This window comes from Micromonospora sp. NBC_01796 (genome assembly GCF_035917455.1).
In the GTDB taxonomy this organism is placed as follows: Bacteria; Actinomycetota; Actinomycetes; order Mycobacteriales; family Micromonosporaceae; genus Micromonospora_G.
This window is the reverse complement of sequence record NZ_CP109078.1, coordinates 1,596,139-1,621,157: the sequence shown is the minus strand read 5'-3', so window position 1 is coordinate 1,621,157 and position 25,019 is coordinate 1,596,139. Positions and strand designations below refer to the sequence as shown.

Genomic DNA, 25,019 nt, shown 5'->3' with positions numbered 1-25,019 from the left:
CTCAACGCCCTTCGGTCAGGATGGCGAACGCCACGGGTCCGGCAACGTCCCGCACCGTGGTGACGAACACGGCGATCCGCAGCTCGCCCGAGCTGAGCAGGGTCCAGCCCGCGCGCTCCGACGGCAGCAGTGCCAGCGGTGCCTGGTTGGTCCGGCCCGCCTTCTGCAGGCACTCCACCGCCGCCCAGACCCGGGTTCCGGCGATGTCCGCGCTCTCCCCGGATGTCTGCGCGATGAGTTCGGCCAGTTCGAAATGCGGGCCGAGCAGGCTCTGCCAGACCGAGACCGGCCGGGGTGCGGCCAGCTCGACGTCGCAGCCCAGCGCGCCGGCACCGGCGACGCCGAGGGTGAGCCCGGCGCCGTGGGCGCTGGACACCGTACGGTCGCCGTCGACCTCCGGGCGGCCGTCCGGGCGGTACCGGACCTCCACCGGATGCCCGAAGGCCCGGCCGGCGGCGAGCGCGGTGTGTGCCCGTCGGGTGGCGATCAGGTCGGCACCGTCGGCGTCCGGGGGACCGGTCGGGTCGGGTTCGACCGCCACCGCCACCCGGGCGCCGAGCAGGTCGCCGACCGCCCGTTCCAGGTACGACCCGAGCAACGGCGCCGCCCACGGGCCACGCGCGTCGTTCTTGCGTACGGCCCGCAGCCGCAGACCCTCCCACCGCTCGACCACCGCTCCGGTACGGTCGCGCAGCGCGATGTCGTACACGTAGTTGTCGCCGTCGCGGGACCGTTCGGTGGCGCAGTACCGCAGCTCCTCGGTGCCGGACATCCGGGGGCCCGCCGGGTGGATCCGGTCGATACCGGCCGGCAGCAGGGTCGCGTCCGGTACGCACACCTGGTTGCCGTGCATCAGCGCGTCCCGTACGCCGGGGTCGCCGAGGAGCAGCTCGCCGGGGAGGTAACCGGCGAACCAGCCCACCGACGCGTCGGCGGACAGATCCGCGTCGACGTCCCGGGCGGCGGCACGGTGGTAGCGGCGTACCCGTTGGAAGCGGGGTCCCTGGAACAGGACGTCGCCGTACAGGTCCCGTTCCGGCACCAGCGGCACCACCGGGAGCCCGTCCGGGACCTGGTCCGGGGCCCCGTCCGGGACGACCCCGTCACCGCGACGCAGCCGGGCCCGGAAGTGCTCGGCGGCGAACGCCGTCTCGGCGCTGTGGATCGCCACGTCCACCGTGTCCGTACCGGTGACCACCGCGGCGATCCTGATCCGGGTGCTGCCCTCCGGCGGCACCACGATCGGCCGCAGGAACTGCGCGTCCTCGATCACCGGCACCTCGGTCCAGCCGGTCAACGCGGCCGTCACCTGCGCCATCGCCTCCATCCCGAACACCGCCGGCATCAGCAGGTTGCCGTCGAGCAGGTGGTCGGGCAGGTAGAGGTCGGTACCGCCGTTGAGGTCGACCTCGGTGACCAGTTCGACACCGTGGTAGCGGACCAGCGGCCGGTCGACGAAGCGCAGCAGCGGCAGCGTCGGCAGGTCGTAGCGGACCGTCCCGATGCCCTCGGTACGCCCGCTGATCACCACCACCTCGGGGGTGTCCGGGTCCGACAGCAGCCGCCGGAGGATCGCGACGCCCTGGTCGGGGGTGACCGGGGTGATCCCGTCGCGGGTCAGCGACTCGACCACCGACAGCCGCTCACCCATGCCCACCCCGGACCAGACCGACCACTCCAGGCAGATGCTGCGGCACGTCGGGTGCTCCCGCCCGACCTCGCGGGTCAGGTCGGCCAGCCACTCGTTGGCGGTGGCGTAGTGCGCCTCGCCGCGCAGACCGGCCCGGCCGATGATGCTGCCCAGGGTCACCAGCAGGCGCAGCCGCTCCGGGCGTACCACGTCGAGGACGACCCGGAGCCCGTCCAACTTCGGCGCGAACGTCTGGCGGAACGCCGCCATGTCGAGCCCGGTCAACGCGGCCGGCTCGTTACGGCCCGCCCCGTGCAGCAGCGCGGTGATCGGGCCGAGTGCCCCGACCAGTTCGGCGACGGCGGTGCGTACCTGCTCCGGGTCGGTCACGTCGGCCCGGGCGTAGCGTACGTTCACCCCGAGGTCGGCCATCCGCTTCAGGTTCGCCGCCAGTTCCTTGTCCGCGGCCGGGTCGGAACGGCCCAGTACGGCGAGGCTCGCCCCGCTGTCCTGCACCATCGCCAGCGCGCACTCGGCCGTGATGCCCTTGCCGCCACCGGTGACCAGGAGCACGTCGGTGGTGTCCAGGGCGGCCACCGTACGGGCCGGTTCGACCGGCATCACCCGCAGCGTCGGCACCCGCCGTACGCCCGCCTCGTCGTAGTGGACCTCGGCGTAGTCCCCGGTCGCGGCGACCTCCGCCACCACCTGTTCGACCGCCGCCGCCGTCACCGGCAGGTGGACGATCGTCGTACGCACCTTCGGCGCCTCCAGGTGCAGGGTCTTGGCCAGCCCGGCCGCGCCCCGGTCGTGCTGGACCAGGACGAACCGGTCACCGGCCGTCCCGCCGAGCACCGCCTGTGCACCCCGCAGCGCGAACTCGAGCTGTTCCTCGGTGCAGCCCTCGGGCAGGCAGACCAGCACACCCGAGCCGAGGTTCGCCCGCTGCAACGCGTGCCGCAACGGTTCGGCGATCGGGTTGTCGGTGTTGGCGTACACCTGCCACTGGCCACCGTTCGCGGCGGCACCGGTCGCCGGGCCGGGCAGCGGGACCTCGTCCAGGTCCAGGGTCCACGGTCGGGCCCAGGCCCCGGCGCCGGCCACCACCTGCGTGGGGGCCAGGTCACCGCTGTGCGCGGTCGCGGCCAGCGCCTCCAGGGCGTCGGCGAGTTCACGTACGGTCGCGGTGGCGAGGTTGGTCGGCGTCTGTGCCGCCGGCATGCCCAACTGGGTGGCGACCTGACTGACCACCTGTCCCACCGTGATCGAACTCAGGTGCAGGTCGTCGAGGAGCCGGCTGGAGTCGTGGACGAGTTCCAGCGGCAGTTCGGCCCGTTCCGCCGCCAACCGGCGGATCAGGTGGGCGGTCGACTCGTCGGTCGGCCCGGCCACCGTCTCGGTGGTTGCGGCCGGCGCGTTCGACACCCGTTGCCGGGTGGCGAGGTCCAGCGGCGGTGCCGCCTCGCACGGGCTGGCGAAGAACCGGAACTCGGTCCCGACCTGCAACGGCCGGATCAGCCGGCCGTGGAACAGGGCCGAGTCGACCGGGCTCGCGCCGACCACGTACGCCGCACCGACCACCCGCAGGAGGTTGCCGATCGACTCGTCGTCGGTGTCGAGCGCGACCGCGGGCAGTTCCGCCGTGCCGACCAGCCCGCTGAGCACCCGGCCCGGTCCGACCTCGACGAACAGGTCCACCTCCTTGGCGGCGACCGCGATCGCCTGGCTGAACAGCACCGGGTCGGTGATCTGCCGGTGCAGCAGCGCCGGCAGGTCGGTGTCGGCGGGCAGCGCCTCACCGGTGACGGTGGAGATGATCCGCCGCTCCACCGGGCCGAAGTCCTCGGCGTCCAGCGCCGCGCCGAAGGCCGCCGCCGCCGGTGCCACCAGCGGCGAGTGGAACGCGTGCGACACCGACAGCCGGGTCGCGACGAGTCCCGCCGCCTGGGCCCGCGCACAGGTCTCCTCGACCGCCTCCACCGGGCCGGCGATGACGGTCTGCTGCGGGCCGTTGTAACCGGCGATGACCACCGGCAGTCCGGCGGTCAAATCCGCGGCCACTGCCGGCGACGCGGCGAGGCCGGCCATCGTACCGGTGGCGCTGTTCTCGGCCATGGTCTTCCCGCGCAGGGCCGCGACCCGCAGCAGGGCCTGCTCGTCCAGAGCGCCGGCCCACTGCAACGCGGAGATCTCGCCCAGGGAGTGCCCGACCGCGACGACGGCCTCCAGACCCAGCGTGGACAGCACCCGGACCCCGGCCATCGAGCCGGTCACGATCCGGGGTTGGGCGACCGAGGTGGCCACCATGTCGCCGGAGCTGGGCAGCGACGCCTGGTGGTACATGTCGGCCGCCTCGGCGAACCGGCGGCGCAGGGCACCGCCGCTGGTGCCGCGCCCCGACCCCTGGCCGGGGAAGAGGTAGCCGATCCGGCCGGGCCCGCGTACGTGCCCGAGCAGGATGCCGCCGTCGGCGGCGAAGAGCTGGGTCTCGCCCGCGTCCAGCGCGTCGGCCACCCGGCGCAGCCGCTGTTCGGCCTCCTCGGGGGAGGAGACCACCACGGCCGCCCGGTACGGCAACTCGCGCAGCTCCCGGTGCAGGGTCGCGGCCAGGTCACCCAGCTGGGCGTACGCGAGCTGCGGAACGAAGTCGATCAGCCGCTGCACCCGTTCCCGCAACTCGGTCGGGGAACCGGCGTCGACCAGCAGCAGTTCGGCGTCCTGCGCCGACGACGCGAGTGACCGGGTACGGGTGTCGAAACGTACCCGTCGGCGGGGCTGGTCGTTCTCCAGCACGATGTGGGTGTTGATCCCGCCGAAGCCCATCGCGGTGATACCGGCCCGGACCGGGGCGTCGGCCACCCACGACTCCGCCTTGCGCAGCACCCGCAGCGCGGCCCCGTCCCCGTCGAGCAGTTCGTGCGGATCGACGCATCCGATCGACGGCGGGATCACCTCGTGGTGCACCGCCATCGCGGCCTTGATCAGGCCGGCGACTCCGGCCGCGGCCTTGGTGTGTCCGATCATGCCCTTGACCGAGCTGAGTGCCGCCGGTCGGGCGTGCGGGTCGGCCTCCAACCGGGCCTGGCTGAGCGCGGTGAGCTCGTTCGTGTCACCGACCTTGGTCCCGGTCCCGTGACCCTCGAACATGCTGACCGTCTCGATCCCGAAACCGGCCCGCTCGTACGCCCGACGCAACGCCAGCCGGTAGCCGTTGATCTCCGGCCGGGTGATGCTGCCCTTGCCGTCCGACGAGATGCCCCAGCCCGCGATGGAGGCGTACACGCGGTGACCGGCCCGGCGGGCCTCGTCCTCGCGCATCAGGACCACCATGCCGCAGCCCTCGCCGGGCCAGAAGCCGTTCGAGTTGCGGTCGTAGACCCGCATCTCACCGGTGGCGAGCGCTCCGGTCTTGGCGAAACCGATGATCTCGAACGGGTCGATCGACAGGTCGACCCCGCCGGCCACCATCACGTCGAGGTCCCCGTCGAGCAGGGCCTTGCACGCCGTCGCCACCGAGAGCAGCGACGACGAGCAGGCACCGTCCACGGTGTACCCGCCGCCCTTGAGGTCGAAGTGGTTGCAGATCCGCCCGGCGATGGTGTTCGACAGGCCACCGGCGAGGGTGTCCTCGTCGATCTCCGGGAACGGGCTCTTGAAGGTGGCCTCGAAGTCGTCCAGGAACGAGCCGAGCTGGTCGTCGTCCCACTCCTGCTCCTTGAGCGCCGCCGCGACCATCCGCCGCACGTACGGCCACCGCAGCCGGAGCTGGTTGGCGCGGGAGAACTCACCGGTCAGGGTGTTCCCGACCACCACACCGGTGCGCTCGTGCGGGACCCCCTCGGCCATCGGGAAACCCGCGTCCGCGAGGGCCAGGGCGGCGGTGTCGAGCGCCAGCCAGTGGGTGAGGTCGGTCGACCGGTACGTGCTCCCGGCGACCTTGTACGCGATCCGGTCGAACTCGTACCCCTCGATGACCGCGGCGTTACGGGCGTAGAAACGGTCCGGCGCCTTCGGATCCGGGTCCCAGTAGTCGTCGAGCCGCATCCGTACGTCGGGCAGCCGGCGGAACGCGCGTCGACCGGCGACCGCGTTCTCCCACAGTTCTCTCGGTGAGGTGGCGTCCGGATACCGGCACGCCATTCCCACGATGGCAATTTTGGACATGGACACGACCTCTTCTCCTGCGGACGCCCGCTGGTGCGCGTCGTCCGCGACCGGCGATGTGCGGGAAACGGTTAGGGGGCGGTGTCGAGGGAGTCGAACCGGGCGGCGATCCGGCGCCGCCACACCTCCCAGGACGGGACGTCGCCGTCGGCCGGCAGGTCGACCAGCGCCTCGTCGGTCACCCGCTGGGCCTCGACCGGTGTCATCCCGCAGAAAACCTGGGTGGCGATCTCGTTGTGCGGCACCACGAGTCCGGCCCGTACCCGGGCACCGGCGGCGAACGCCGATCCCTGCGCCACCTGGCGCTGGTACGGCCCGGCGTGCTTGGCGAACCACCGCAGTTCGGTGTCGTCACCGCCACCGGCGTACGTGGCGGCGAGTCCGGCACCGCTGTACAGATCCGACCGGCGGTGCTCCGGGAACCGGTCGATCAGCCCGGCGACAACCTCGGCCTCGGTCCCGCCGACGAACCACAGCGCCCGACCGATCCCCTGGTCGATGGCGCGGTTCGCGTACCAGCCGTGGGGTCCGGCGGGCCAGGGGAAGTTTTCCTCCTGGAATCCCTGGTGGACGTACCGCTCGGTCTGGAAGTAGGCCTGGTGGAAGCCGTACCCGTCGAGCACCAGCCAGCGCAGCAGCGGGTCCGGCGCGTACAGGCTCGACCAACGGAACCTCGGCAGCCGGGCCATCGCCCAACCCACACCGACGTACGCCATGTAGATGTGGTCGTGCCCGCGCCCGTCGAGGAAGTCACGAACCATTCCCCGGCCGCCGATCGGCAGTCCCTCCCGTACCGCGAAACCCATCGCGGCACCCTCGTACGCAAATCCGCGGAAGCGGGTCGGTACGCCTTCGAGTCGCTCCTCCGCCTCGTCTGTGGTGGCGGCCTCTGCGGCGTACGCGTAACCGGTCAGAAATGACCGGCCTACCGTTTCCAGCAGCTCCTTGGCCTCGGGATTCTTGACGTGGAATCCCCGGACTTCGAGCTTGGTCTCGGAAACGTTCGGCGTCAGGATACGGCGCCGCAACGCGCGATAAGATCTCATGGAACGCTCCCCAACATCTATTCGTCCACGCTAATCCGATCCTCGCAGGGCCCGACCGGAATTTCTTCCTCGTGATTGCCCATCTGGCCATTGTGAACGGATGCCCACACGATCGAAGAAATGACGGACCCGTCCGTTCGGCGAGCGAACGGACGGGTCCGGTAGCCGGTGCGGTCGGGCGCTCAGCGCAACCCCGAGGGAGCCGTGACCGACTCCCGTACCTTCGCCCGCCACACCTCGTACTGCGGCAGCCCGTCCGCGTGCAGTCCGCCCACGGCGACGTCGTCGGCGAGTTCCGACGCGGCGGTGACGGACAGGTCCGCCAGTGCGCCCATCGCCCCCTCGGTCCGCTCCGGCACGTGTCCGGAGAACGCCCGCGCCTTGGCGGCGAACACGGCTCCCTGGGCCAGGTCGGGTGCGTACGCGCCCGCGTCCCGGCGCAGGACGGCCAGGTCGGCCGGTCCGCACCCACCGGCGAAGGTGGCCGCGAGTCCCACTCCGCTCCACAGGTCCGCCCGCCGGTCCACGGCGAACCGTTCCACCGCCGCGGCGACGTCGGCCACCTGTCCACCATGGATGAACCAGAGGGCCCGCCCGACGCCCTGATCGAAGGCGCGGGGGAAGTAGTCGGGCCACCCGTCCCACGGATACGGCGTCGGCCGCTTCTGCTCCTGCACCCATTTCTGCGTGTCGAAGTAGGCCCGGTCGAACCCGAATCCGTCGACCGCGAGCCAACTCATCGTCGGGTGGTACGGCACCCCGGTCAGGTCCGGCACCACCCGTTTCCACAGCGGTCGCGGCAGCCGGGCCATGGCGAATCCGATCCCGATGTAGGTGAGGAAGATGTGCGGGCGTCCGGGGCCCCGCAGCAGGTCCCCGGCGAGCCGGCCGCGTCCACCGGCCATCGAGTCGCGGATGGTGAAGGCCATGGTCACGCCCTCGTACGCGAATCCGCGCAGCTCCGGCTCGACCAACTCGACCCGGCTCTGCACCTCCCACAGGCTCCGGGCGTCGATGCCCCATTCGAAACCGCAGATCACCGACTGTGGGATTGCTTCGAGCCGGCGGGTGGCGTCGGTGGGGGTGATCGGGAAGCCCCGCCCCTCGAAGCTCACCTGGGCCAGCGATGGCGTCATGAGCAGGTTGCGCAGCGAACCAAGGGCGGTAGCCATGATCTCCCCCTCGCTGAAGTGGCGGGGCCACCGGCGGCGGCGGTTCCATCGTGAACCGGCCGACCCGCCCCCCACGTCTCCTCCAGTGCCCTGTTCACCGACCGTCACCCGGCGCCCCCCGTCCACGCGTCGGGAAGGGCCCCTTCGGTCGCCGGGATGCGGCGGGAAGGAGCCCTTCCGGTGGGGATCAGTTCGGGCGGGGGCGGCTCAGGAGGAGGTAGAGCAGGGCGCCGATGAGCAGGAGGGCGACGCAGGTCAGCACGACGCTGAGCGGGTCGGCGCCACCGTGGGCGTGGGCGCCGGCGAGCGCCGGGTCGGGCGGTGGCGCGGTCCAGCGTTCCGCCGAACCGGCGGCGACGGAGAAGTCGGTTATCCCGTCCAACTCCTGCCCGTCGGGGAGCGCCACGTGGTACGCCACCCGGTACGCACCGGCCGGCACCAGGGCGAGCGGCACCACTATCCGCTGACCGTCCAGCCGTGCGGCACCGTTGCTCACCACGCGGCCGTTGCGGTCGGCGACGGTGAGGTGGAACTCCCTCGGGTCGACCGGCCCGGTGAAGACCAGGGCCACCTCCGCCGGTGGTCCGGGTACGGTCGTCCCGTCGGCGGGGCTGACCCCGGTCAGCTCGGTCTCCGGTCCACCCACCACCGCCGGTACGCCGATCGCCAGTGCCGCGAAGACCGCCAGGGCCGCGCCCAGCCGGCTCCGCCAGCGGCGTGGCCGGGCCGGCGAGGCTGGTTGCGCCCCGCCGGCCGCCGACACGTCGAGCACGACTACCGGTGGCCCGAGGAGACGAGTTCCGGGGCGCAGTTGCAGTCCGCCTCGGCCCGCTCGGTCGGGCTCGGCCGCAGGTGGTAGTACATCGCGACGACCATGGGCAGGAAGACCACGGTGTTGTAGAACAGGTGCAGCTCGACCCGGGGGAAGACCAGTTGGGCGACGCTGGTCGGCACCGCCTGGCCGAAGAAGACCACGCCGGCCTGGGCCTGGACGAACAGCAGCAGGTGTTCGATGTGGTGCCAGAACTGGATGGCGAACGCCACCATCCACCAGGTACGGGCGCGTCCGACGAAGCCCTTGCGCAGGAACCACAGTCCGGCGAGCATCACCAGGGCGTACCCGTAGTGCAGCCACTCGGAGCTGACCAGCCACGGGAACCACTGGCCGAGTACGCCACGGGACTGCTTCACCGGCCGGTCGAGGACCCAGATCTGGAACGCCTGGGTGAGGTGCTCGGCCCAGTGGGCGAGCACGATGAGCATGAACACGTTGAGGGCGGCCCGGTGCCGGGCGCCGTTCAACCGGTCGAGCAGGCCGGTTGCGGAACCGCCGGCCGGGGCGGTGTAGGCGGTCATTTCTCCTCCAGCGGGGGATGGCGTTGGTCGCTGTGCACGAGGCGACAGGGATCGCCACCGTTACAGGTTGTCAGGCAGTCAGGACCGTGAGTTGTTCAGGATTGCTCTTTTTCGATGACCCGTACGGCCTCTTCTATCGACCGGGCACCGGCTTCGCGGGCCCGGCCGCCAGGGCCGCCGGGGCGTACCAGGCGCCGACGTGGCGGGCGGTGATCCAACTCGCCCACGCGGTGACGTCGAGCAGCGCGGTGTCCTCGGGTGCCGTGGCCCGGAACTCCCGGATCACGTGCTCGTCGACCTGGTACGACGCGAACGCGGTCAGCAGGGCCAGCCGCCCCGACGCCTGTTCCGCCTCGGGTAGGTCCTCGATCAGCCGCTCGCACCACCGCCGGCTCAGTCCGGTCTCCTCGCCGTTCCACCGGCCGAGCCGGCGCCGGACCAGGTCGCGTACGGCCGGGGTCAGTGCCCGGGTCCCGGCCGCCTCGAACGCGGCGTCGGCACGTCCCACCGCCGCCGCGATGGCCCGGCTCCCGGCCGCCCACTCCGCTCCGGCGGGCAGCGGGGCCGGCGGGAGCAGGTCCACCGATCGTCCGGCCGGGCGGTCGGCCCGCAACGTGGAGCGCAACATGACGCTCGCCCCGCGCTTGAACCGCCGCCGGCCGGCGGCGTTGAGCCTCGGCGGGATGAGGAAGCTGGACAGGAAGACGTTCACCATCCGGGAGAGGTAGTGCATCGCCACCACCACACCGACCAGCTCGGCCCGTTCCACCGGTCCGAACGGCAGCGCGACGGCGAACGCGGCCTCGGGCTGGTGCGCGATCCGGGCCCAGGTCGCCATGGCACGGGTACGCGCGTCGGCGACGTCCTCGACCTTGTCGGCGACCAGGGCCTCCGCGTCGTGCTCGGTGCCCAGCTCGTACATGCCGAGGCTGTGCATGTCGACGCAGTAGGGGCAGATGTTGGCCACCGCGACCGCGGTCGCCACCGCCTCCTTGGTCTCCCGGTCCACCATGTCGACCGGGAGCAGCGTCTCGCGCATGATCATCCAGTACGCCGAGGCGAGGTCGGGCACCGGCGAGTGCAGTTGAACCGGGGGCACGACCAGCCCCATCTCCTCGGCAACCTGGCGGTACACCTCGGCGAGGTGCCCGTCGGCGGCGGCCACCGGTACCGGTGTGACGTACTTGACCTGACGCTGGATCACTGATGCCGCTATCCGCTTGACGACCATGTCGGCCTCCCCTGCCGCGATGCGCGACGAGGCCGCCGGGAGACCGGGACACGGTCGCGCTCATCGATGCCAGTATTGGCACACCGACAGGCCCGGCACCTGGCTGCGACCACACTGCGCACGTTTCGAGAAGGCGCCGCGACACCCGGCGACGGACAACCAGCCGTACGTTCTGCGCACGTTGGAAGAAATCGGCTCCGCCGGATAGGGGCGCCAGCCGGCGAATGTCCACGTTCGAGCACCTCCAGCACGTCAGGAGATGCGCCGCATCGGTGCCAATCGGACCATGAGATGTGGCGGGCCGATATCGATTAACCGTGCGATACCCGGGCCACCATTACGCCTATCCTTCCGCATTCACCCGCCGGTCCGGTAGCAATTATCCAACCGATCCGGTTTCGGTGTGTGCTGACCATTCAGTGCAGGAGGCGAGACCGTGCAAACCGGTACCGCAGACACGGACCAATGGAAGACGATGACGTTGGAGGCGTACGCCGACACGATCGTCCCGGGCGAGCGGCGTACGCCGGACGACCGGGCCGTCGCCGGGATGGCCGAGGGTGGCGGCGCGGTCGCCTCCGGAGCGGTGGAACTGCTCGAACTGCCCGGCAGCGGACTGGGTGACATGCTCGAAGGCTTCATGGCGATGCTCAACGGCCACGCCCAGGAGTACGCCGCCGAGCACGACCTCACCCTCGACGAGTCCGTACCGGCGTTCGTCGCGCTGCCGTTCGCCGACCGTACCGCCCTGGTGCTGCGACTGACCGCGCCCGGCCATGAGGAGCGGGGCGTCTGGGTCGGCCTGGCCATGTTCAGCAACATGGCCTTCGACAGCGCGGCGCACATGAGCACCGCCGACGCCCTCGCCGCGGGTCACCCCGGTCTGCTGGCCATCGGCTACGCCAAGCCGGAGCCGGACGGGGTCTGGCGGTTCCCGCGTTTCTCGTACGGCCGTGCCCTGTCCCAGCTCCACCCACACACCACCGCCACCGGGAGCCCCGCATGAGCAGCACGGAACAGACCGACGTCCTGGTGATCGGGAGCGGGTTCGGCGGCGCGATCGCCGCGTACCACCTGGCCGCGGGCGGCGCGAAGGTGGTTGTCCTCGAACGTGGACCGTGGTTGTCGGCCGACGAGTTCGACCAGGACTTCGAACTCGGCAAGTCGTTCACCCGGATCTTCGACTTCACCCTCGGCGACGGGATGAGCCTGCTCGGCGGCAACTGTGTCGGCGGCGGCAGCGTGGTCTACTTCGCGACGATGCCGAGGGCGCCCCGGTTCGTCTTCGAACGCCACGGCAGCATCGGCCGCCGGATGTGGCCGGCCGCGATCAACCGGGAGACCCTCGACCCCTGGTACGACCGGGTCAGCGAGGCACTTCCGGTGACGAAGACGAGCTGGGACCAGGTGCCGTACGCCGGTGGGCTCTTTGCCGCCGCCTGCGACCACGCCGGCCGTACGGCGAACCCGGTCCCGTCCGCGGTCGACGTCTCCATGTGCACCAACTGCAACTGGATGATGGCCGGCTGCAAGTTCGACGCGAAGCGGTCCCTGCTGCTCAACTACCTCCCGGCGGCGATCTCGCACGGGGCGGAGATCCGCCCGCTGCACGAGGTGCAGTACCTGTCGCGCAACGACGACGGCGGCTACCGGGTGCACTACTCGACCGTGGACGAACTCGACTACCGGGTGCACCACGAGCACGGCACCATCGACGCGAAGATCGTCATCCTGGCGGCCGGCGCGGGCGCCACCCCGGTGATCCTGCAACGCTCCGAGGAGACCCTCGGCACCATGCCGCACGCCGTCGGCCGCTACTTCTCCGGCAACGGCGAACGCCTCAACACCGCCATCATCGACGAGGACAAGGTACGCGACGTGCTCGGCCTCAGCCGGGAGAACGGGCTCGCGTACGCGGCGAACCAGATCGGCCGTGGGCCGGTCGTGGCGACCTGGGACCACCTGGACGGGAACCTGCCCGAGTTCGACCGGTTCTCCCTGGAGCAGCTCTACTTCCCGCCGGGTCTCGGGACCATCCTCGCCCAGGTCCCCGACGCCGAGGGTCCGAGCTGGTTCGGGGTGGAGAAGAAGGAACTGATGCGGCAGTGGCCGTCCTGGCTGACCATCTTCACCATGTCCGAGGACGACAACGAGGGCGTGTTCGGCCCACCGCCGCCGACCGGCAACGCGAACCGGATCTCCCAGCAGATGCTCGGCCAGGGCGCGTTGCAGTACCGGCCGACGGTGAACACCCGGCGCGGGTGGGACCTCTCCGACGCGGAGGTCAAGGCGATCCTGGAGAAGGACGGCCTGTCGCGGGTGATGCCGTGGACGAACGAGGTGGTCGGGGCGTACACGGTGCATCCGTTGGCGTCCTGCCGGATCGGTGACGACCCGGAGACCTCGGCGCTCGACGACCGGCACGAACTGCGCAACCACCCCGGCATCTTCGTCACCGACGGCTCGGCGGTGCCCGGTGCCCTGACCGTGAACCCGGCGCTGACCATCGCCGCCCTGGCCGAGCGGGCCATGCCCGGCATCGTCCGGGCCGCCCGGGAACGCGGGGTGCAGGTCACGTACGTCGGCGCGCTGCCCGAGTCGAGCAGCGCCTCCGTCCGTGCCCCGAGCCTGGATCTCGTCTGATCCCGTCGGCACCGGCCCCGATCCAGGGGCCGGTGCCACCCTCCTCTACCCGCTCCTGATCGGAAGGGAACCCGCATGAGTGGGTTGATCGAACGGGCGACGCGCCGCCCGGCCACCGCACACGTACGGCACGTCCAGGCGGTCCCGCCACTGGCCGCGACCGGGTTGGTCGCCCAGGTGTACCGGCAGGTCGAGCGGGACTTCGGCATGCTCGCACCCCCGATCAGCCTGCACTCACCGGCGCCCGACGCACTCGCCGCGTGCTGGCTGATGCTGCGCGAGGCGCTGCTCGCCCAGGGGAGGGCGACCAGGGAGGCGAAGGAGGCGGTCGCCGCCGCGGTGTCGGTGGCGAACCGGTGCCCGTACTGCGTGGAGGTGCACGGGGCCACGCTGCGCGGACTGCTCCGGGGCGAGTCGGCGGCGGCCGTGGCCGAGCAGCGGTGGGACGACGTGACCGATTCCCGGCTGCGCGCGATCGCCCTCTGGGCCGGCGCCTCCGGCCTGGGCGCGTCCGCCCCCGACGCCGGGCCGGTGCCGTTCACCCCGGAGGAGGCCCCCGAGCTGATCGGGGTCGCGGTGACGTTCCACTACATCAACCGGATGGTGAACCTCTTCCTCGTCGACTCGTTGCTCCCGGCCGGCATTCCCGGTCCCGCCCTGCCGGGCGTACGCCGGGTCGCCGCCTGGCTGATGGGTGCGCTGGCCCGCCGTACGGTCGAACCGGGCGACTCGCTCCGGTTGCTGCCGGCGGCCCCGCCACCGGCGGACCTGCACTGGGCCGCCGGTGACGCGACCGTCTCCGACGCCTTCGCCCGCGCGTACGCCGCGATCGACGCCGGTGCCCCGACGGTGCCGGCCGGCGCCCGGGCGCTGATCCTGGAACGCCTCGCCGACCCGGCCGCCGAACCGCCGGGGCTCAGCGCCCGGGTCTGGGCCGACGCCGCCGTGGCGGGCCTGCCGGAGGCGGAACGCCCGGCGGCCCGGCTGGGGCTGGTGACCGCCTTCGCGTCCGCGCAGGTCAGCCCGGAACTGGTCGAGACGTTCCGGCGGGCCCACCCCGGCGAGGACACGCTGATCGAGTTCACCTCGTGGGCGAGCCTGGCCGCGGCCCGGCAGGTCAGTACGAAGCTGACCCCCGCCGGCACGACCCCGCCCCCGGCCGCGCGGCACCTCGAAGCATGACCACCACCCGACCGGCACCCCGGAGCACGACCACACCCCGGCCGGTCAACCCGTGGGCCGCGCTCGCCGTGCTCTGCCTGGGCAACTTCCTGATCCTGCTCGACACGAGCATCGTCAACACCGCCGCGCCGGTCATGATGAGCTCGCTCGACACCGGGATCGGCACGGTGCTGTGGGTCCTCAACGGCTACCTGCTGGCACTGTCCACCCTGCTCATCGTCTTCGGCCGGCTCGGTGACCTGGTCGGCCCGCGTACGGTGTTCGTCGCCGGGCTCGGTGTCTTCGCGCTCGCCTCACTGCTCTGCGGCGCGGCGCAGAGCCCGGGGCAGCTCATCGCCGCGCGGGTGCTCCAGGGCATCGGTGCGGCGGCGTTGCTGCCGCAGGCGCTGGTGCTGCTCTCCGCGATCTTCCCGCCGGCCCGTCGGGGTGCGGCGTTCGGGATCTTCACCGCCGTCGCCGGCATCGCCGCGGTCAGCGGACCGACGGCCGGTGGACTGATCGTCACCCACCTCGGGTGGCAGTGGATCTTCTACGTCAACGTGCCGCTCAGCCTGGCCGGAATCGCGCTGGCCCTGCGGTTCGTACCGGACCTGCGCCAGCCGCGCCCGAAGAGTTTCGACCCGGTCGGGCTGGTCCTGGCCACCCTCGGCCTCAGCGGCCTGGTGTACGCGCTGGTCGAGGGGGAGGGGCACCACTGGGGCACGATCGTCGGCCCGGTGACGATCCCGCTGGTCCTGCTCGCCGCCGGTCTGCTCCTCGGGCTCTTCGTGCTCTGGGAACGGCGCCAGCCCGAACCGCTCGTACCGCTCGGGCTGCTGCGCGATCGCGGGTACGCGATCCCCACCGTGATCACCCTGATCACCTCGTTCGCCCTCTACGGGTTCCTACTCGTCTTCGTCATCGAAACCCAGACCCTGTACGGCATGACCCCGCTGATGTCCGGCCTCGCCGCGCTGCCGTGGACGATCACGCTCAGCGCGGTGGCCCCGGTGGCGGGACGGCTCGCCGACCGGCTCGGCGGCCGGATCCTGCTGGTGTTCGGGCTGGCCGCGTTCGCGCTCGGGGTGCTGGGCATGGCGTACCTGCCGGCGCGGGACTCGGGGGTGTGGGTGTTCTTCGCGCCCCTGGTCCTGATCGGCATCGGGATGGGCGCGGCGATCGCACCGACCACCACCGAGGCGATGCGCGGCATCGTCCCCGCCCGGGCCGGTGCCGCCTCCGGGGTGCTCAACACGGCCCGCCAGGTCGGCGCGGCGCTCGGTGCCGCCGTGATCGGCGCGGTGCTCCAGAACCGGCTCGTTGCCTCGTTGCACGACTCCGCGCAGCACCAGGCGGGTCTGCTGCCCCCGGAGGCGCGGCCGGGGTTCGTGGCCGGTTTCGCCGACGCGACCGAGCACGGCCTGCGCCTCGGCAGCGGCCAACAGGGCGGCTTCACCGCCCCCGACCACCTCCCCCAGTCCCTGACCGAACAGGTCGAACGCTCAGCGGCCAACGCCTTCGGCGACGCCCTACTAGCCGCAGCCCGCCCCACCCTGACCGTGGTAGCCGCCGTCCTACTCCTCGGCGCCCTGCTCGCCACGTTCATTCCCCGCCGCCGCCCCTAGCCCCGTCCCTGCCGACGATCTTGCACTTGTGGTGCCCCGAATCGCGTTGATTGTTCGGGAATGTGTACCACCACAAGTGCAAGATCGTCGCGGTGGACCCTCGGTGAGGGCGGCGGTCGGTTAGGGGCGGTGGGCGGTGGCGAATTGGCCGGGGCGGCGGCCGGGGCCGGCGGGGCCTCGGTAGGCCTGGGCGATGTTCAGCCACTGTTCGGCGTCGGGGCCGGTGGCGACCAGGTCCAGGTCGTCGCGGTGGCGGCGCCGGGTGACCAGGAGGCAGAAGTCGACGGACGGGCCGGTGATCCGCTGCTCGGCGTTCTCCGGGCCGCTGACGAACGGCGCCCCCGACGGCAGGGTGAGCTCGAACCGGAACTCCACCTCCGGCGGGGTCAGGTTCCGGGACAGGTAGCCGAAGTCCCAGGTCCGGACCGCGAACCCGACCAGGTGGGCGATCCGGTCGGTGAATTCCCGCCGTACGCCGAGCGCGTCGGCGATGTCCTGACCGTGCCCGAACAACTCCATCATTCCGGCGGCGGCGAGAACCGTCGCGGGCAGCGGCCGGACCAGCCACGGTACGACCTTGCCGGCCGGCACCGACGCCAACGCCTGTTCCGCGTTCGCCCGTTCGGACCGCCAGTGCCCGAGCAGGACCTGCGGCGGCGCGGCGAGGAACGGTGCCATCGCCGCGTCGACGTTGGCCCCGAAGTCGGGGCTCAACTGCTTTGTCATGGCCACGAACCCTTCGGGCTGCGACGCGGCCATCGCGGCCAGGTGGAAGGTCGCGGCCAGGTGGGCGACCTGGTGGGCGATCGTCCAGCCCTCCGACGGGGTGGGCAGTCCCCACTGGGCGTCGTCGAGGTCCGCCAGCAGACCGTCGACGTCGTTTCCGTCGGCTATCAAGGCGGGGATCACGTTCTCCGGTGTTGTCACGCGTGTCTCCTCTCACTGTCGGCCGGCTTCCGGTCCGAAGGGGACGGACCGGGCCCGCCGAGGCACCGGCCCGCCCGGTCACCCTCGCGACACGGCGAGGCGCTGAGCACGCCGACCGCTCCATTGATGCAGTCCGATCAAGCTTCGCCTCGGCCGACCTGCGCTGTCTTCTCTGTGCATGCGGAGTCGCCTTTCCGCACGATTCGGCCCCCGATCCGAATGGGCCCGGCCGGCGATCGCGGATTCGGCACGATGGAAGAAGGCCGGCCCGGCAATCTGTCCTACGGTCGGGAAATGCGGGTCTACGACATGATTGTCGACGAGCGTCGACGGGCTGCGGACCTGCTCGCCGGCCTGACCGTCGACCAGTTGCGCACCCCGAGCCTGTGTACGGGTTGGACGATGCACGACCTCGCCGCGCACCTGGTCAGCTTCCTGCGGTTCGGTCAGGTGAAGCTCTACCTGGGCATCGCGGCCACCGGGGCGGACCTCGACCGGGTCAACGTCACCCTCACCCGCTGGTACGCGAAACGCGGCTCCGACACGCTGATCGGACAACTGCGCCGGAACGCGTCGTCGCGTACGACGATTCCCCGATCCGGATACGATCCGGTGCTCGCCGACATCGTCCTGCACGATCTTGACATCCGGCGCCCGCTCGGTATTCCACGAATCCTTTCCGAGGAACGGTTGTGGGTGGCGTACCAGCATCTCGCGGCGAAGCCGTCGCCCGGATTCGCGCTGGGCGGGCGGCTGCGCGGGCTGCGGTTGGTGGCCGACGACGCCGGCTGGGACCACGGCACCGGCGCGGTCGTACGCGGCGACGCCGAGCCGCTGGTGCTGGCCATGGGCGGCAGGAGCTCCGCCCTGGACGAGCTGACCGGCGACGGTGTGCCCGTACTGCGGGAGCGGCTGGAGTCGGCGACGAAGATGCGCCCCGCGCAGCGGCTCGGCAAGGTGCTGGGGGTGCTGGTCAGCCCACCACCGCCCGACCGCCGGTCACGTCGGGCGGTCGGGCACGGCTGAGCAGCACACTCAACGGGCGCTCCCGCTGGTGCCGGGCACCACCGGATGTACCTCCAACCCGGTGCAGCCGTCGTTGGTCCAGGGGACCTGGGTCGAGGCGGTGTCGTCGGGGACGGTGACCAGGAGCCCGGCGTACGGCGTACACCCGTTGCCGGTCGCGGGGTCGAACGCCGTGGCCTCGACGGTGGCCGAGGCGGACTGACCGGGGGAGAGTGTCACCGTCGGGGCCTTCGTGTCGGCGCCGAGCCCACCGAGGTAGCCGCTGCGGGTCCGTTCGGCCTGTGCGACCTGGTTCCCGTCGCGGTCGAGCCCGGCGACACCGGGGTATCCCCTGGTCCGGCACGGCCCGGCCCCGGTGTTGGTGAAGACCAGGATCACCGCCCGGTGACCGGATCCGGCTTCCGTTGCGCGCCTGGACACCTTCAAATCGGCCTTGCGGCAGAACGGTGTCGACTGCGTTTGCGTCGATGGTGTCACGGGCGCGGTGGGGGTGGGGGCGACCGAGGACGGAGCCGGCGACGGTGGGGTGGTGGTGGGTTGGGTCGTGGTCGACGGCGGTGCGGGCGGACGCGAGGGCAGCAGGAACCCCGTGCCCACGCCGCCCACCACCAGGAGCAGCGCGGCGAGCCCGCCCGCTGTCGCCGCTCGGCGCAGGGTGCGGCGGTGTGCGCGCCGCCGGATCGCACCGACCGGTGGTCGGACGACGGCCCGACCGGCGACCTCGGCCAACTCGGCCAACCGGGAGTCGATTCCGGGGGGTTGACGGTCCGGCTCAGACATCGCTCACCATCTTCCGCGTCCCGGAGTCCCCGTCGCCGGTCAACTCACCCAGTTCGACGGCGAGGGCACGCCGGCCACGGGACAGCCGGGACTTCACCGTGCCGACGGCGACGCCGGTCTCGTGGGCGATGTCCTCGACGCTGAGCCCCACCAGGTGGTGCAGGACGAGGACGTAGCGCTGGTCGGCGTTCAGCTTCCGCAGGCCCTCGACCAGCGTGATGTGCTCCGGCCCGAGTTCCGGCACGTCGGCGGGGGCACCGTGGAGGCGGTGCGCCCGCAGCCGGTTGGTGGCCTTGCGCCAGCTACTGACCGCCGCCCGGTACGCCACCGTACGGACCCACGCCTCGGGGTCGGCGTAGTCGTGCAGCTTCGACCACCGGGGCCAGGCCCGGGAGTACGCCTCCTGCACGGCGTCCTCGGCCTCGGCCAGGTTGCCGATCATCGCGTACACGTAGCCGACCACCCGTCGGTACGTCGTCGCGTAGAAGTCGTCGAACTCGATGTAACCGGGCACCGTCAGTCAACATGCCCTTCGGGGCCGGACAGAACGCGCCCACTGTGCCTGCCTACCGACCATCCCCGCACTCCTCCGCCGTGCACCCTGCTGTCCTGTACGCAAGGGTCACGCCGGGCGGGCGTACCTGGTTCCCTGCTCCGGTCGCCAGTATTCGGGGAGCCGTCAGCGCCCGGCCGGCCGGACGGTGGCCGCCGCCTCCCGGAGGGCGTCGAGCAGGCCGCGCAGGGCCGGTCGGGCGGGGGACGACTCCCGTACGGCCGCGTAGATGACCCGTACCGGGACCGGGTTGCGGACCCGGCGTACGACAACGGCCGGATGGCGGCTGCCGAGCCCCATCTCCGGCACCAGCCCGATGCCGAGCCCGGCGGCGACAAAACCCTGTGCGGTGGCGTAGTCCTCGCTCTGCACCACGAAATCGGGGCGGAAGCCGGCCGAGTCGCAGGCGCCGATCACGGCGTCGAGGCAGGGGCCGGGCCATTCGCTGCCGACCCACGGCTCGTCGGCGAGGTCGGTCAGGTCGAGGACCCGTTTCGCGGCGAGCCGGTGCCCCCGGGGCAGGACGGCGACGTACCGGTCGTCGAGCAGGTGGGTGAACCGGATGCCGTCGTCGGCCAACCGGTCCGGGTCCCGGACCACGATCGCCAGGTCCGCACCGCCCTGCTTCAGCTCCGGCAGCGAGTCCTCGGGTTCACCGAGTCGCAGGTCGACGCGTACGCCGGGGAACGCGCGGCGGAACAGGGCGACCGCGGGTGCGACCAGGCTCGCCCCGGCGGTGGCGAAGTAGCGGACGGCCAACCGACCGGTACGCCCGGCCCGCAGGTCGGCGAGCGCGGTTTCCGCCTCGGCGACCTGCTCACCGATGGTGGCGGCGTACTCGTTGAGGAGTCGGCCGGCGTCGGTGGGGCGTACGCCGCGCCCGGTCCGCTCCAGGAGCGCGATCCCGGCCTCCTTCTCCAGAACCGTCAGTTGCTGGCTGACCGCCGAGGGGGTGTAGCCGAGGTCGCGGGCTGCCGCGCTGACCGAACCGCTGGTCACGACCGCGCGGAGCAACTGCATTCGCCGTACGTCAAGCATGTAGCTCAGCTTAACGCCGTGTGCAGATCTTTTCGCTTGTCTTACAACTGCTTCCGGGACACGGTGAACGTCGGTCCACCCGTCAGGAGGCGAACGTGTTCGGTGGCCAGCACGCAACCCTCGTACGCATGGGGGTCCTCGCCCTGCTCTGGGGATCGGGCTTCCTCTGGATCAAGGTCGCCCTCGGGGGTGGCCTGACCCCGCTCCAGATCACCGTGATCCGGTGCGCCCTCGGTGCGGCCGTCCTGCTCGCGCTCGCGTACGCCGCGCGCCAGCGCCTCCCGCGCGACCGGCGGACCTGGCTGCATCTCGTCGTGGCCGCCTTCTTCTGCAACGCCCTGCCGTTCTTCCTGTTCAGTGTCGGTGAGCAGACCGTCGACTCCGGGGTGGCCGGGGTCCTCAACGCCACCACTCCACTGTGGTCACTGCTGATCGGCCTGGCCCTCGGCGCGGAACGGCACCCGCATCCGCTCCGGCTGACCGGCCTCGGGCTCGGCTTCGCCGGCACCCTGCTCATCTTCGCGCCCTGGCACCGGACCGGCCTGACGAGCTGGGGCGCCCTGCTCCTGCTCGCCGCGGCGGCCAGCTACGCGGTCGCGTTCGCCTACATGGCCCGGCACCTGACCGGCCGGCAGACCGGGCCGCTCGCCCTCTCCGCCGCCCAACTCCTCACCGCGACCGGCCTGACCACCCTCGCCCTGCCCGCCGGGACCGCCGCCCCGTCGACACCCACCATCACCGCGATCGTCGCGGTCGTGGTGCTCGGCACCCTCGGTACGGGTGTCACGTTCCACCTCAACGCCCGGCTCATCGCCACCGAGGGCCCGGTCACCGCCGCCACAGTCGGCTACCTGCTCCCGGTCGTCTCGGTGGCCCTGGGCGCGGTTGTCCTCGACGAACGGCTCAGCCTCCGGATCATCGCCGGGATGGCGGTGGTGCTCGTCGGCGTCGGCCTGACCCGCACCCGCCCCTCCGGCGCCGTGTCCGCCGCTCCTCCCGACGACCAAGCCGCCCGCCCCGACGACCAATCGGAGACACCGTGCAGCCCCACTCACCCTGGCGGGTCACCGACTTCCGGGTCCTCTTCACCGCCACCACCCTCAGCCAGTTCGGCACCAGCATCGGATACGTCGCCGTACCGCTGATCGCGGTCACCGCGCTCGACGCCAGCCCCGGCCAGGTCGGAGCACTCGCCGCCCTGAGCACCGTCGCCTTCCTCCTGATCGGGCTGCCCGCCGGGGCGTGGGTGGACCGGATGCGCCACCGCCGGGTGCTGATCACCGCCGACCTGACCCGAGCCGCCCTGTACGCCTCGATCCCGGTCGCCTGGGCGCTGGACGCCCTCACCCTCGGGCACCTCTACCTGGTGGTCCTGCTCACCGGCGCCGCAACCGTCTTCTTCGACATCGGTTCGCAGAGCGTCCTCCCGCAGCTCGTCGGCCGCGACGGCCTGGTCCAGGCGAACGCGGCCGTGGTGAGCCTGATCGCCGCCGGCAACGTCGCCGGGCGGGGTGCGGGCGGTTTCCTCGTCCAGTTGCTCACCGCCCCCGTCGCCATCGCCGGTACGGCCATCGCGTACCTGGCCTCGGCGCTGCGTCTCACCGCCATCCGCCGTACGCCGGCACCGCCGCCCCCGCAGCGGCGCGTCCGGCTCGGGGCGCAGATCGGGGCCGGACTCCGGCACGTGTTCGGCAACCCGGAACTGCGCGCCCTCGCGCTCACCGCCGCCCTGGGCAACCTCGGCTCCCAGATCGTCAACACCATGCTCCCGGTCCTGTTCGTCCGGCAGCTCGGCCTGCCGGCGGGGCTGCTCGGGCTGTTCTGGGCGGCCGGTGGAGCCGGACTCCTGCTCGGTGCCCGGTGCGCCCGCCCGATCGCCGCCCGCCTCGGGTACGGCCGCACCCTGGGCCTGGCCGGTCTCTGCCTGGCCCCCGCCGCACTGCTCGTACCCCTGCTCGACCGGGGGCCGTGGCTGTACGTGGCCGGGGCGGGTTGGGTGTTGGCGCTGTTCAAGACGGGTCTGGACAACGTCCTCGGGGTGAGCCTGCGTCAGCGGATGACCCCCGACGTGCTGCTCGGCCGGATGAACGCCACCTTCCGTTTCCTGCTCACCGGGGCGCTCGCGCTCGGCGCCGCCGTGGCGGGCCTGATCGGCGAGCTGACCACCGTCAACACCACGCTCTGGGTCGGTGCCGCCTTCATGGCGACCGCCTTCCTCCCCGTCTTCTGCTCCCCGGTCCGTACCCGCCGCGAGCTGCCGGCCGCCGCCCTCGTACGTGGCTGACACGTTGTTCCGGTCAGTTCCAATGATGTAGCGCTAGACAATGGTGTGTGCCGCACAGTACAGTGTGATGCATGGCGAACGAAGAACTCCTGCGGACGCACCTACAGGAGCTGCGGCGGGGCACGGTGGTAGCGGCGAGCCTCGTCGCGCTGCGCCAACCCGGCTACGGCTACGCACTGCTCCAGCGCCTCACCGAGCACGGCTTCCCGGTGGACGCGAACACCCTCTATCCGCTCCTGCGCCGGCTCGAAGACCAGGGCCTGCTGACCAGCGAGTGGAACACCGACGAGAGCCGACCGCGCAAGTTCTACCGCACCAGCGACGAGGGCGAAGAGATCCTGGGACGACTCCTCGACGACCTCTCGGCCATCCAGACCTCCATGACCGGCCTGATCGAAGGAGTGGACCGATGAACACCCTGACCGACCGCTACCTCGCCGCGACCCTGCAATCGGTGCCGGCCCAGCGCCGCGACGAGATCGCCGCCGAGCTGCGCGGGTCGATCGAAGACATGATCGAGGACCGGGCCGGCAACGGGCAGGACCCCGTCGCCGCCGAACGGGAGGTCCTCACCGAACTCGGCAACCCTGACCGCCTCGCCGCCCGGTACGCCGACCGCAGGCTCCAGCTCATCGGCCCGAAGTACTACCTGCACTGGGCCAAGCTGCTGAAGACGCTGCTCAGCTTCGTACCGGCGATTGTCGGGACCGTGGTCGCGATCGTCGACGCCGCCGACGACGGAACTGTCGGTGGGGCGATCGGCACCGGGATCGGCGTCGCGATCGAGGTCGCGGTCCAGATCGCCTTCTGGGTGACCCTCGGATTCGCCATCGCCGAACGCACCAACACCCCCCTCGGTCTGCCCGAGTGGAACGTCGACCAGCTTCCCGCCGTACCGGTGAAGCGGGAGATCGGCCTCACCGACGCCATCGCCGCAGTCTTCACGATCGGGCTGACCATCGCCTACCTGGTCCTGCAGCACTTCCACTCGTGGCTGCAAACCGACAACGGGACCAACATCCCGATCATCGACCCGGCGTTGTGGAACTCGTGGCTTCCGGTCCTGATCGGTCTGCTGGTGATCAGCGCCGGCTTCGAGATCGTGAAATACCGCGTCGGGCACTGGACCTGGCCCCTGGTCGGTATCAACGTCCTGCTCGACCTGGCCTTCGCGGTCCCGGTGGCGTGGCTCCTGCTCAACGACCGACTGCTCAGCCCGGCCTTCGTCGGACACCTCGACTGGCTCGGCGAGGGCGACAACCTCAGCACCCTCGCCACCTTCAGCACCGTCGGGATCGCCGTCATCACCGTCTGGGACATCATCGACAGCATCATCAAGACCCGGCGCCGCACCGCCTGACCCACCCGGCCCGACCGGCCGCCACCCCCGTCACGTACCAGACGTGGCGGGGGTGGCGGTTCGGTGTGCGGCGGGCACGGAAGGTGCGAGCCGGCGGTGCTCGGTCGGACTCACCCCGTGGATCCGCTTGAAGGCAGCGCTGAAACCGAACGCGTCCGCGTACCCGACCTGGTGCGCCACGGCGGAAACCGTCGCGGTCGACCCGGTCAGCAGGTCCGCGGCGAGCGTCATCCGCCAGTCCGTCAGGTACGTCAGCGGAGGCTCACCCACCAGCTCCGTGAACCGTTTCGCCAACGTCGTACGGGACACCCCGGCTCGGGCGGCCAGCGACGCGAGGGTCCACGGCCGGTCCGGTGCCTCGTGCATGGCCCGCAACACGAGCCCCACCGTGTCGTCACCCAGTGCCCGGTACCAGTCGGGCGGCTCGGCACCCGGCTGGTCGAACCAGTCGCGCAGGGTGCAGACCAGCAGCCAGTCCAGCATCCGGTCCAGGACGATCTGCCGACCCGGCCGACACGCACCGAGCTGTGAGTCGAGGTAGTCCCGAAGCGACGCGCAGTCGTGGTCGTCCGCCACCACCAGTACGGGCGGAAGCACCCCCAACAGCCGGTGCGGCGCCCGACCCTGGACGTGGTACGCCCCGGCCAGCAGGACCGACCGCTCGGCCGGATCCCCGTCCGGTGCCCCGGCCGTCCGCGACTGCCCGCAGTGCACGTCCCGGACCTGTCCCGGCCCAAACTCGGACAGGGGTTCGGTGGAGAACACGAACGGCTCCGGTCCACGTACGACAACCGCCTCACCGAGCCGTACCTGACGTGGCTTCTCGCCGGTCGGGTGGCTGATCCAACCCTCGCCGCGCAGCGGCACGCACAGGGTCAGGGGCGCGCCGCCGACGAACCGCAGGGCCCCCGGCGGCGACAGCACCGACCGGCCGAACGCGGCGCCGTCCGCGCGTACGCCACGCAGCAGATCGTCGAACGGGTCCATGACTTCACCATAGGTCGCGGACGATCGAACATGCCC

Annotated in this window: 20 protein-coding genes; 9 read left to right on the top strand and 11 right to left on the bottom strand. The window is 71.6% G+C overall.

Going from position 1 to position 25,019, the window contains the following annotated elements; genetic code table 11:
* Position 1: 1 nt before the first annotated feature.
* The 6 genes from OIE47_RS07480 to OIE47_RS07455 form a co-directional block, all read right to left on the bottom strand.
* Positions 2–5,794: a type I polyketide synthase gene (locus tag OIE47_RS07480; RefSeq protein WP_326560771.1), complete on the bottom strand. Its 5,793-nt coding sequence runs from the start codon at positions 5,792–5,794 to the stop codon at positions 2–4.
* Positions 5,795–5,865: 71 nt separating this feature from the next.
* Positions 5,866–6,840: a DUF1702 family protein gene (locus tag OIE47_RS07475; RefSeq protein WP_326560770.1), complete on the bottom strand. Its 975-nt coding sequence runs from the start codon at positions 6,838–6,840 to the stop codon at positions 5,866–5,868.
* Positions 6,841–7,022: 182 nt separating this feature from the next.
* The gene (locus OIE47_RS07470) at positions 7,023–8,012 is read right to left on the bottom strand and encodes a DUF1702 family protein (protein ID WP_326560769.1); all 990 of its coding nucleotides are present in this window, start codon (positions 8,010–8,012) and stop codon (positions 7,023–7,025) included.
* A 187-nt stretch (positions 8,013–8,199) separates the two neighbouring features.
* Entirely contained in the window at positions 8,200–8,784 is a 585-nt protein-coding gene (locus tag OIE47_RS07465) for a copper resistance CopC family protein (protein WP_326560768.1), read from the bottom strand.
* Between the two features lie 2 nt (positions 8,785–8,786).
* Positions 8,787–9,368, bottom strand: a complete 582-nt coding sequence (locus OIE47_RS07460; protein ID WP_326560767.1) for a hypothetical protein — start codon at positions 9,366–9,368, stop codon at positions 8,787–8,789.
* Between the two features lie 133 nt (positions 9,369–9,501).
* Positions 9,502–10,599: a carboxymuconolactone decarboxylase family protein gene (locus tag OIE47_RS07455; protein WP_326560766.1), complete on the bottom strand. Its 1,098-nt coding sequence runs from the start codon at positions 10,597–10,599 to the stop codon at positions 9,502–9,504.
* A gap of 475 nt (positions 10,600–11,074) precedes the next feature.
* Here OIE47_RS07455 and OIE47_RS07450 point away from each other — a divergent pair, with 475 nt between their 5' ends.
* The 4 genes from OIE47_RS07450 to OIE47_RS07435 all read left to right on the top strand — a co-directional run bounded on the left by OIE47_RS07450 (position 11,075) and on the right by OIE47_RS07435 (position 16,028).
* Entirely contained in the window at positions 11,075–11,605 is a 531-nt protein-coding gene (locus OIE47_RS07450; RefSeq protein WP_326563015.1) for a DUF5987 family protein, read from the top strand.
* Positions 11,602–13,242: a GMC family oxidoreductase gene (locus OIE47_RS07445; RefSeq protein WP_326560765.1), complete on the top strand. Its 1,641-nt coding sequence runs from the start codon at positions 11,602–11,604 to the stop codon at positions 13,240–13,242. Before OIE47_RS07450 ends, OIE47_RS07445 begins: the two co-directional genes overlap by 4 nt.
* 75 nt (positions 13,243–13,317) lie before the next feature.
* Positions 13,318–14,424, top strand: a complete 1,107-nt coding sequence (locus OIE47_RS07440) for a carboxymuconolactone decarboxylase family protein (RefSeq protein WP_326560764.1) — start codon at positions 13,318–13,320, stop codon at positions 14,422–14,424.
* Positions 14,421–16,028, top strand: coding sequence for an MFS transporter (locus OIE47_RS07435; protein ID WP_326560763.1), 1,608 nt, complete (start codon positions 14,421–14,423; stop codon positions 16,026–16,028). Before OIE47_RS07440 ends, OIE47_RS07435 begins: the two co-directional genes overlap by 4 nt.
* A gap of 120 nt (positions 16,029–16,148) precedes the next feature.
* On the opposite strand, the gene OIE47_RS07430 is transcribed toward OIE47_RS07435, so the two are convergent.
* A complete protein-coding gene (locus OIE47_RS07430; RefSeq protein WP_326560762.1) occupies positions 16,149–16,955 on the bottom strand; it encodes a TIGR03084 family metal-binding protein in 807 nt (268 codons plus the stop codon).
* A 294-nt stretch (positions 16,956–17,249) separates the two neighbouring features.
* Here OIE47_RS07430 and OIE47_RS07425 point away from each other — a divergent pair, with 294 nt between their 5' ends.
* Positions 17,250–17,981 (top strand): maleylpyruvate isomerase family mycothiol-dependent enzyme, encoded by a 732-nt coding sequence (locus OIE47_RS07425; protein WP_326560761.1) that lies wholly within the window; start codon positions 17,250–17,252, stop codon positions 17,979–17,981.
* A gap of 9 nt (positions 17,982–17,990) precedes the next feature.
* Here the strand turns inward: OIE47_RS07425 and OIE47_RS07420 are convergent, their stop codons facing one another.
* From OIE47_RS07420 to OIE47_RS07410, 3 genes are all read right to left on the bottom strand, one after another.
* Positions 17,991–18,761 carry a DUF4232 domain-containing protein gene (locus OIE47_RS07420; protein WP_326560760.1) on the bottom strand — a complete coding sequence of 257 codons (771 nt, stop codon included), beginning with the start codon at positions 18,759–18,761 and terminating at the stop codon, positions 17,991–17,993.
* The gene (locus OIE47_RS07415) at positions 18,754–19,275 is read right to left on the bottom strand and encodes a SigE family RNA polymerase sigma factor (protein ID WP_326560759.1); all 522 of its coding nucleotides are present in this window, start codon (positions 19,273–19,275) and stop codon (positions 18,754–18,756) included. Before OIE47_RS07415 ends, OIE47_RS07420 begins: the two co-directional genes overlap by 8 nt.
* Before the next feature lie 165 nt (positions 19,276–19,440).
* Positions 19,441–20,352, bottom strand: coding sequence for a LysR family transcriptional regulator (locus tag OIE47_RS07410; protein ID WP_326560758.1), 912 nt, complete (start codon positions 20,350–20,352; stop codon positions 19,441–19,443).
* A 95-nt stretch (positions 20,353–20,447) separates the two neighbouring features.
* Here OIE47_RS07410 and OIE47_RS07405 point away from each other — a divergent pair, with 95 nt between their 5' ends.
* From OIE47_RS07405 to OIE47_RS07390, 4 genes are all read left to right on the top strand, one after another.
* Positions 20,448–21,497: a DMT family transporter gene (locus OIE47_RS07405; RefSeq protein ID WP_326560757.1), complete on the top strand. Its 1,050-nt coding sequence runs from the start codon at positions 20,448–20,450 to the stop codon at positions 21,495–21,497.
* Positions 21,392–22,636 (top strand): MFS transporter, encoded by a 1,245-nt coding sequence (locus OIE47_RS07400; protein ID WP_326560756.1) that lies wholly within the window; start codon positions 21,392–21,394, stop codon positions 22,634–22,636. Before OIE47_RS07405 ends, OIE47_RS07400 begins: the two co-directional genes overlap by 106 nt.
* A gap of 71 nt (positions 22,637–22,707) precedes the next feature.
* On the top strand, positions 22,708–23,049 hold the full coding sequence (locus tag OIE47_RS07395) for a PadR family transcriptional regulator (protein ID WP_326560755.1): 342 nt from the start codon (positions 22,708–22,710) through the stop codon (positions 23,047–23,049).
* A complete protein-coding gene (locus OIE47_RS07390; RefSeq protein WP_326560754.1) occupies positions 23,046–23,996 on the top strand; it encodes a permease prefix domain 1-containing protein in 951 nt (316 codons plus the stop codon). The genes OIE47_RS07395 and OIE47_RS07390 overlap by 4 nt, the downstream gene beginning before the upstream one ends.
* Before the next feature lie 30 nt (positions 23,997–24,026).
* Here OIE47_RS07390 and OIE47_RS07385 read toward each other — a convergent pair whose 3' ends face one another.
* A complete protein-coding gene (locus OIE47_RS07385) occupies positions 24,027–24,983 on the bottom strand; it encodes an AraC family transcriptional regulator (RefSeq protein WP_326560753.1) in 957 nt (318 codons plus the stop codon).
* Between the last annotated feature and the right edge of the window lie 36 nt (positions 24,984–25,019).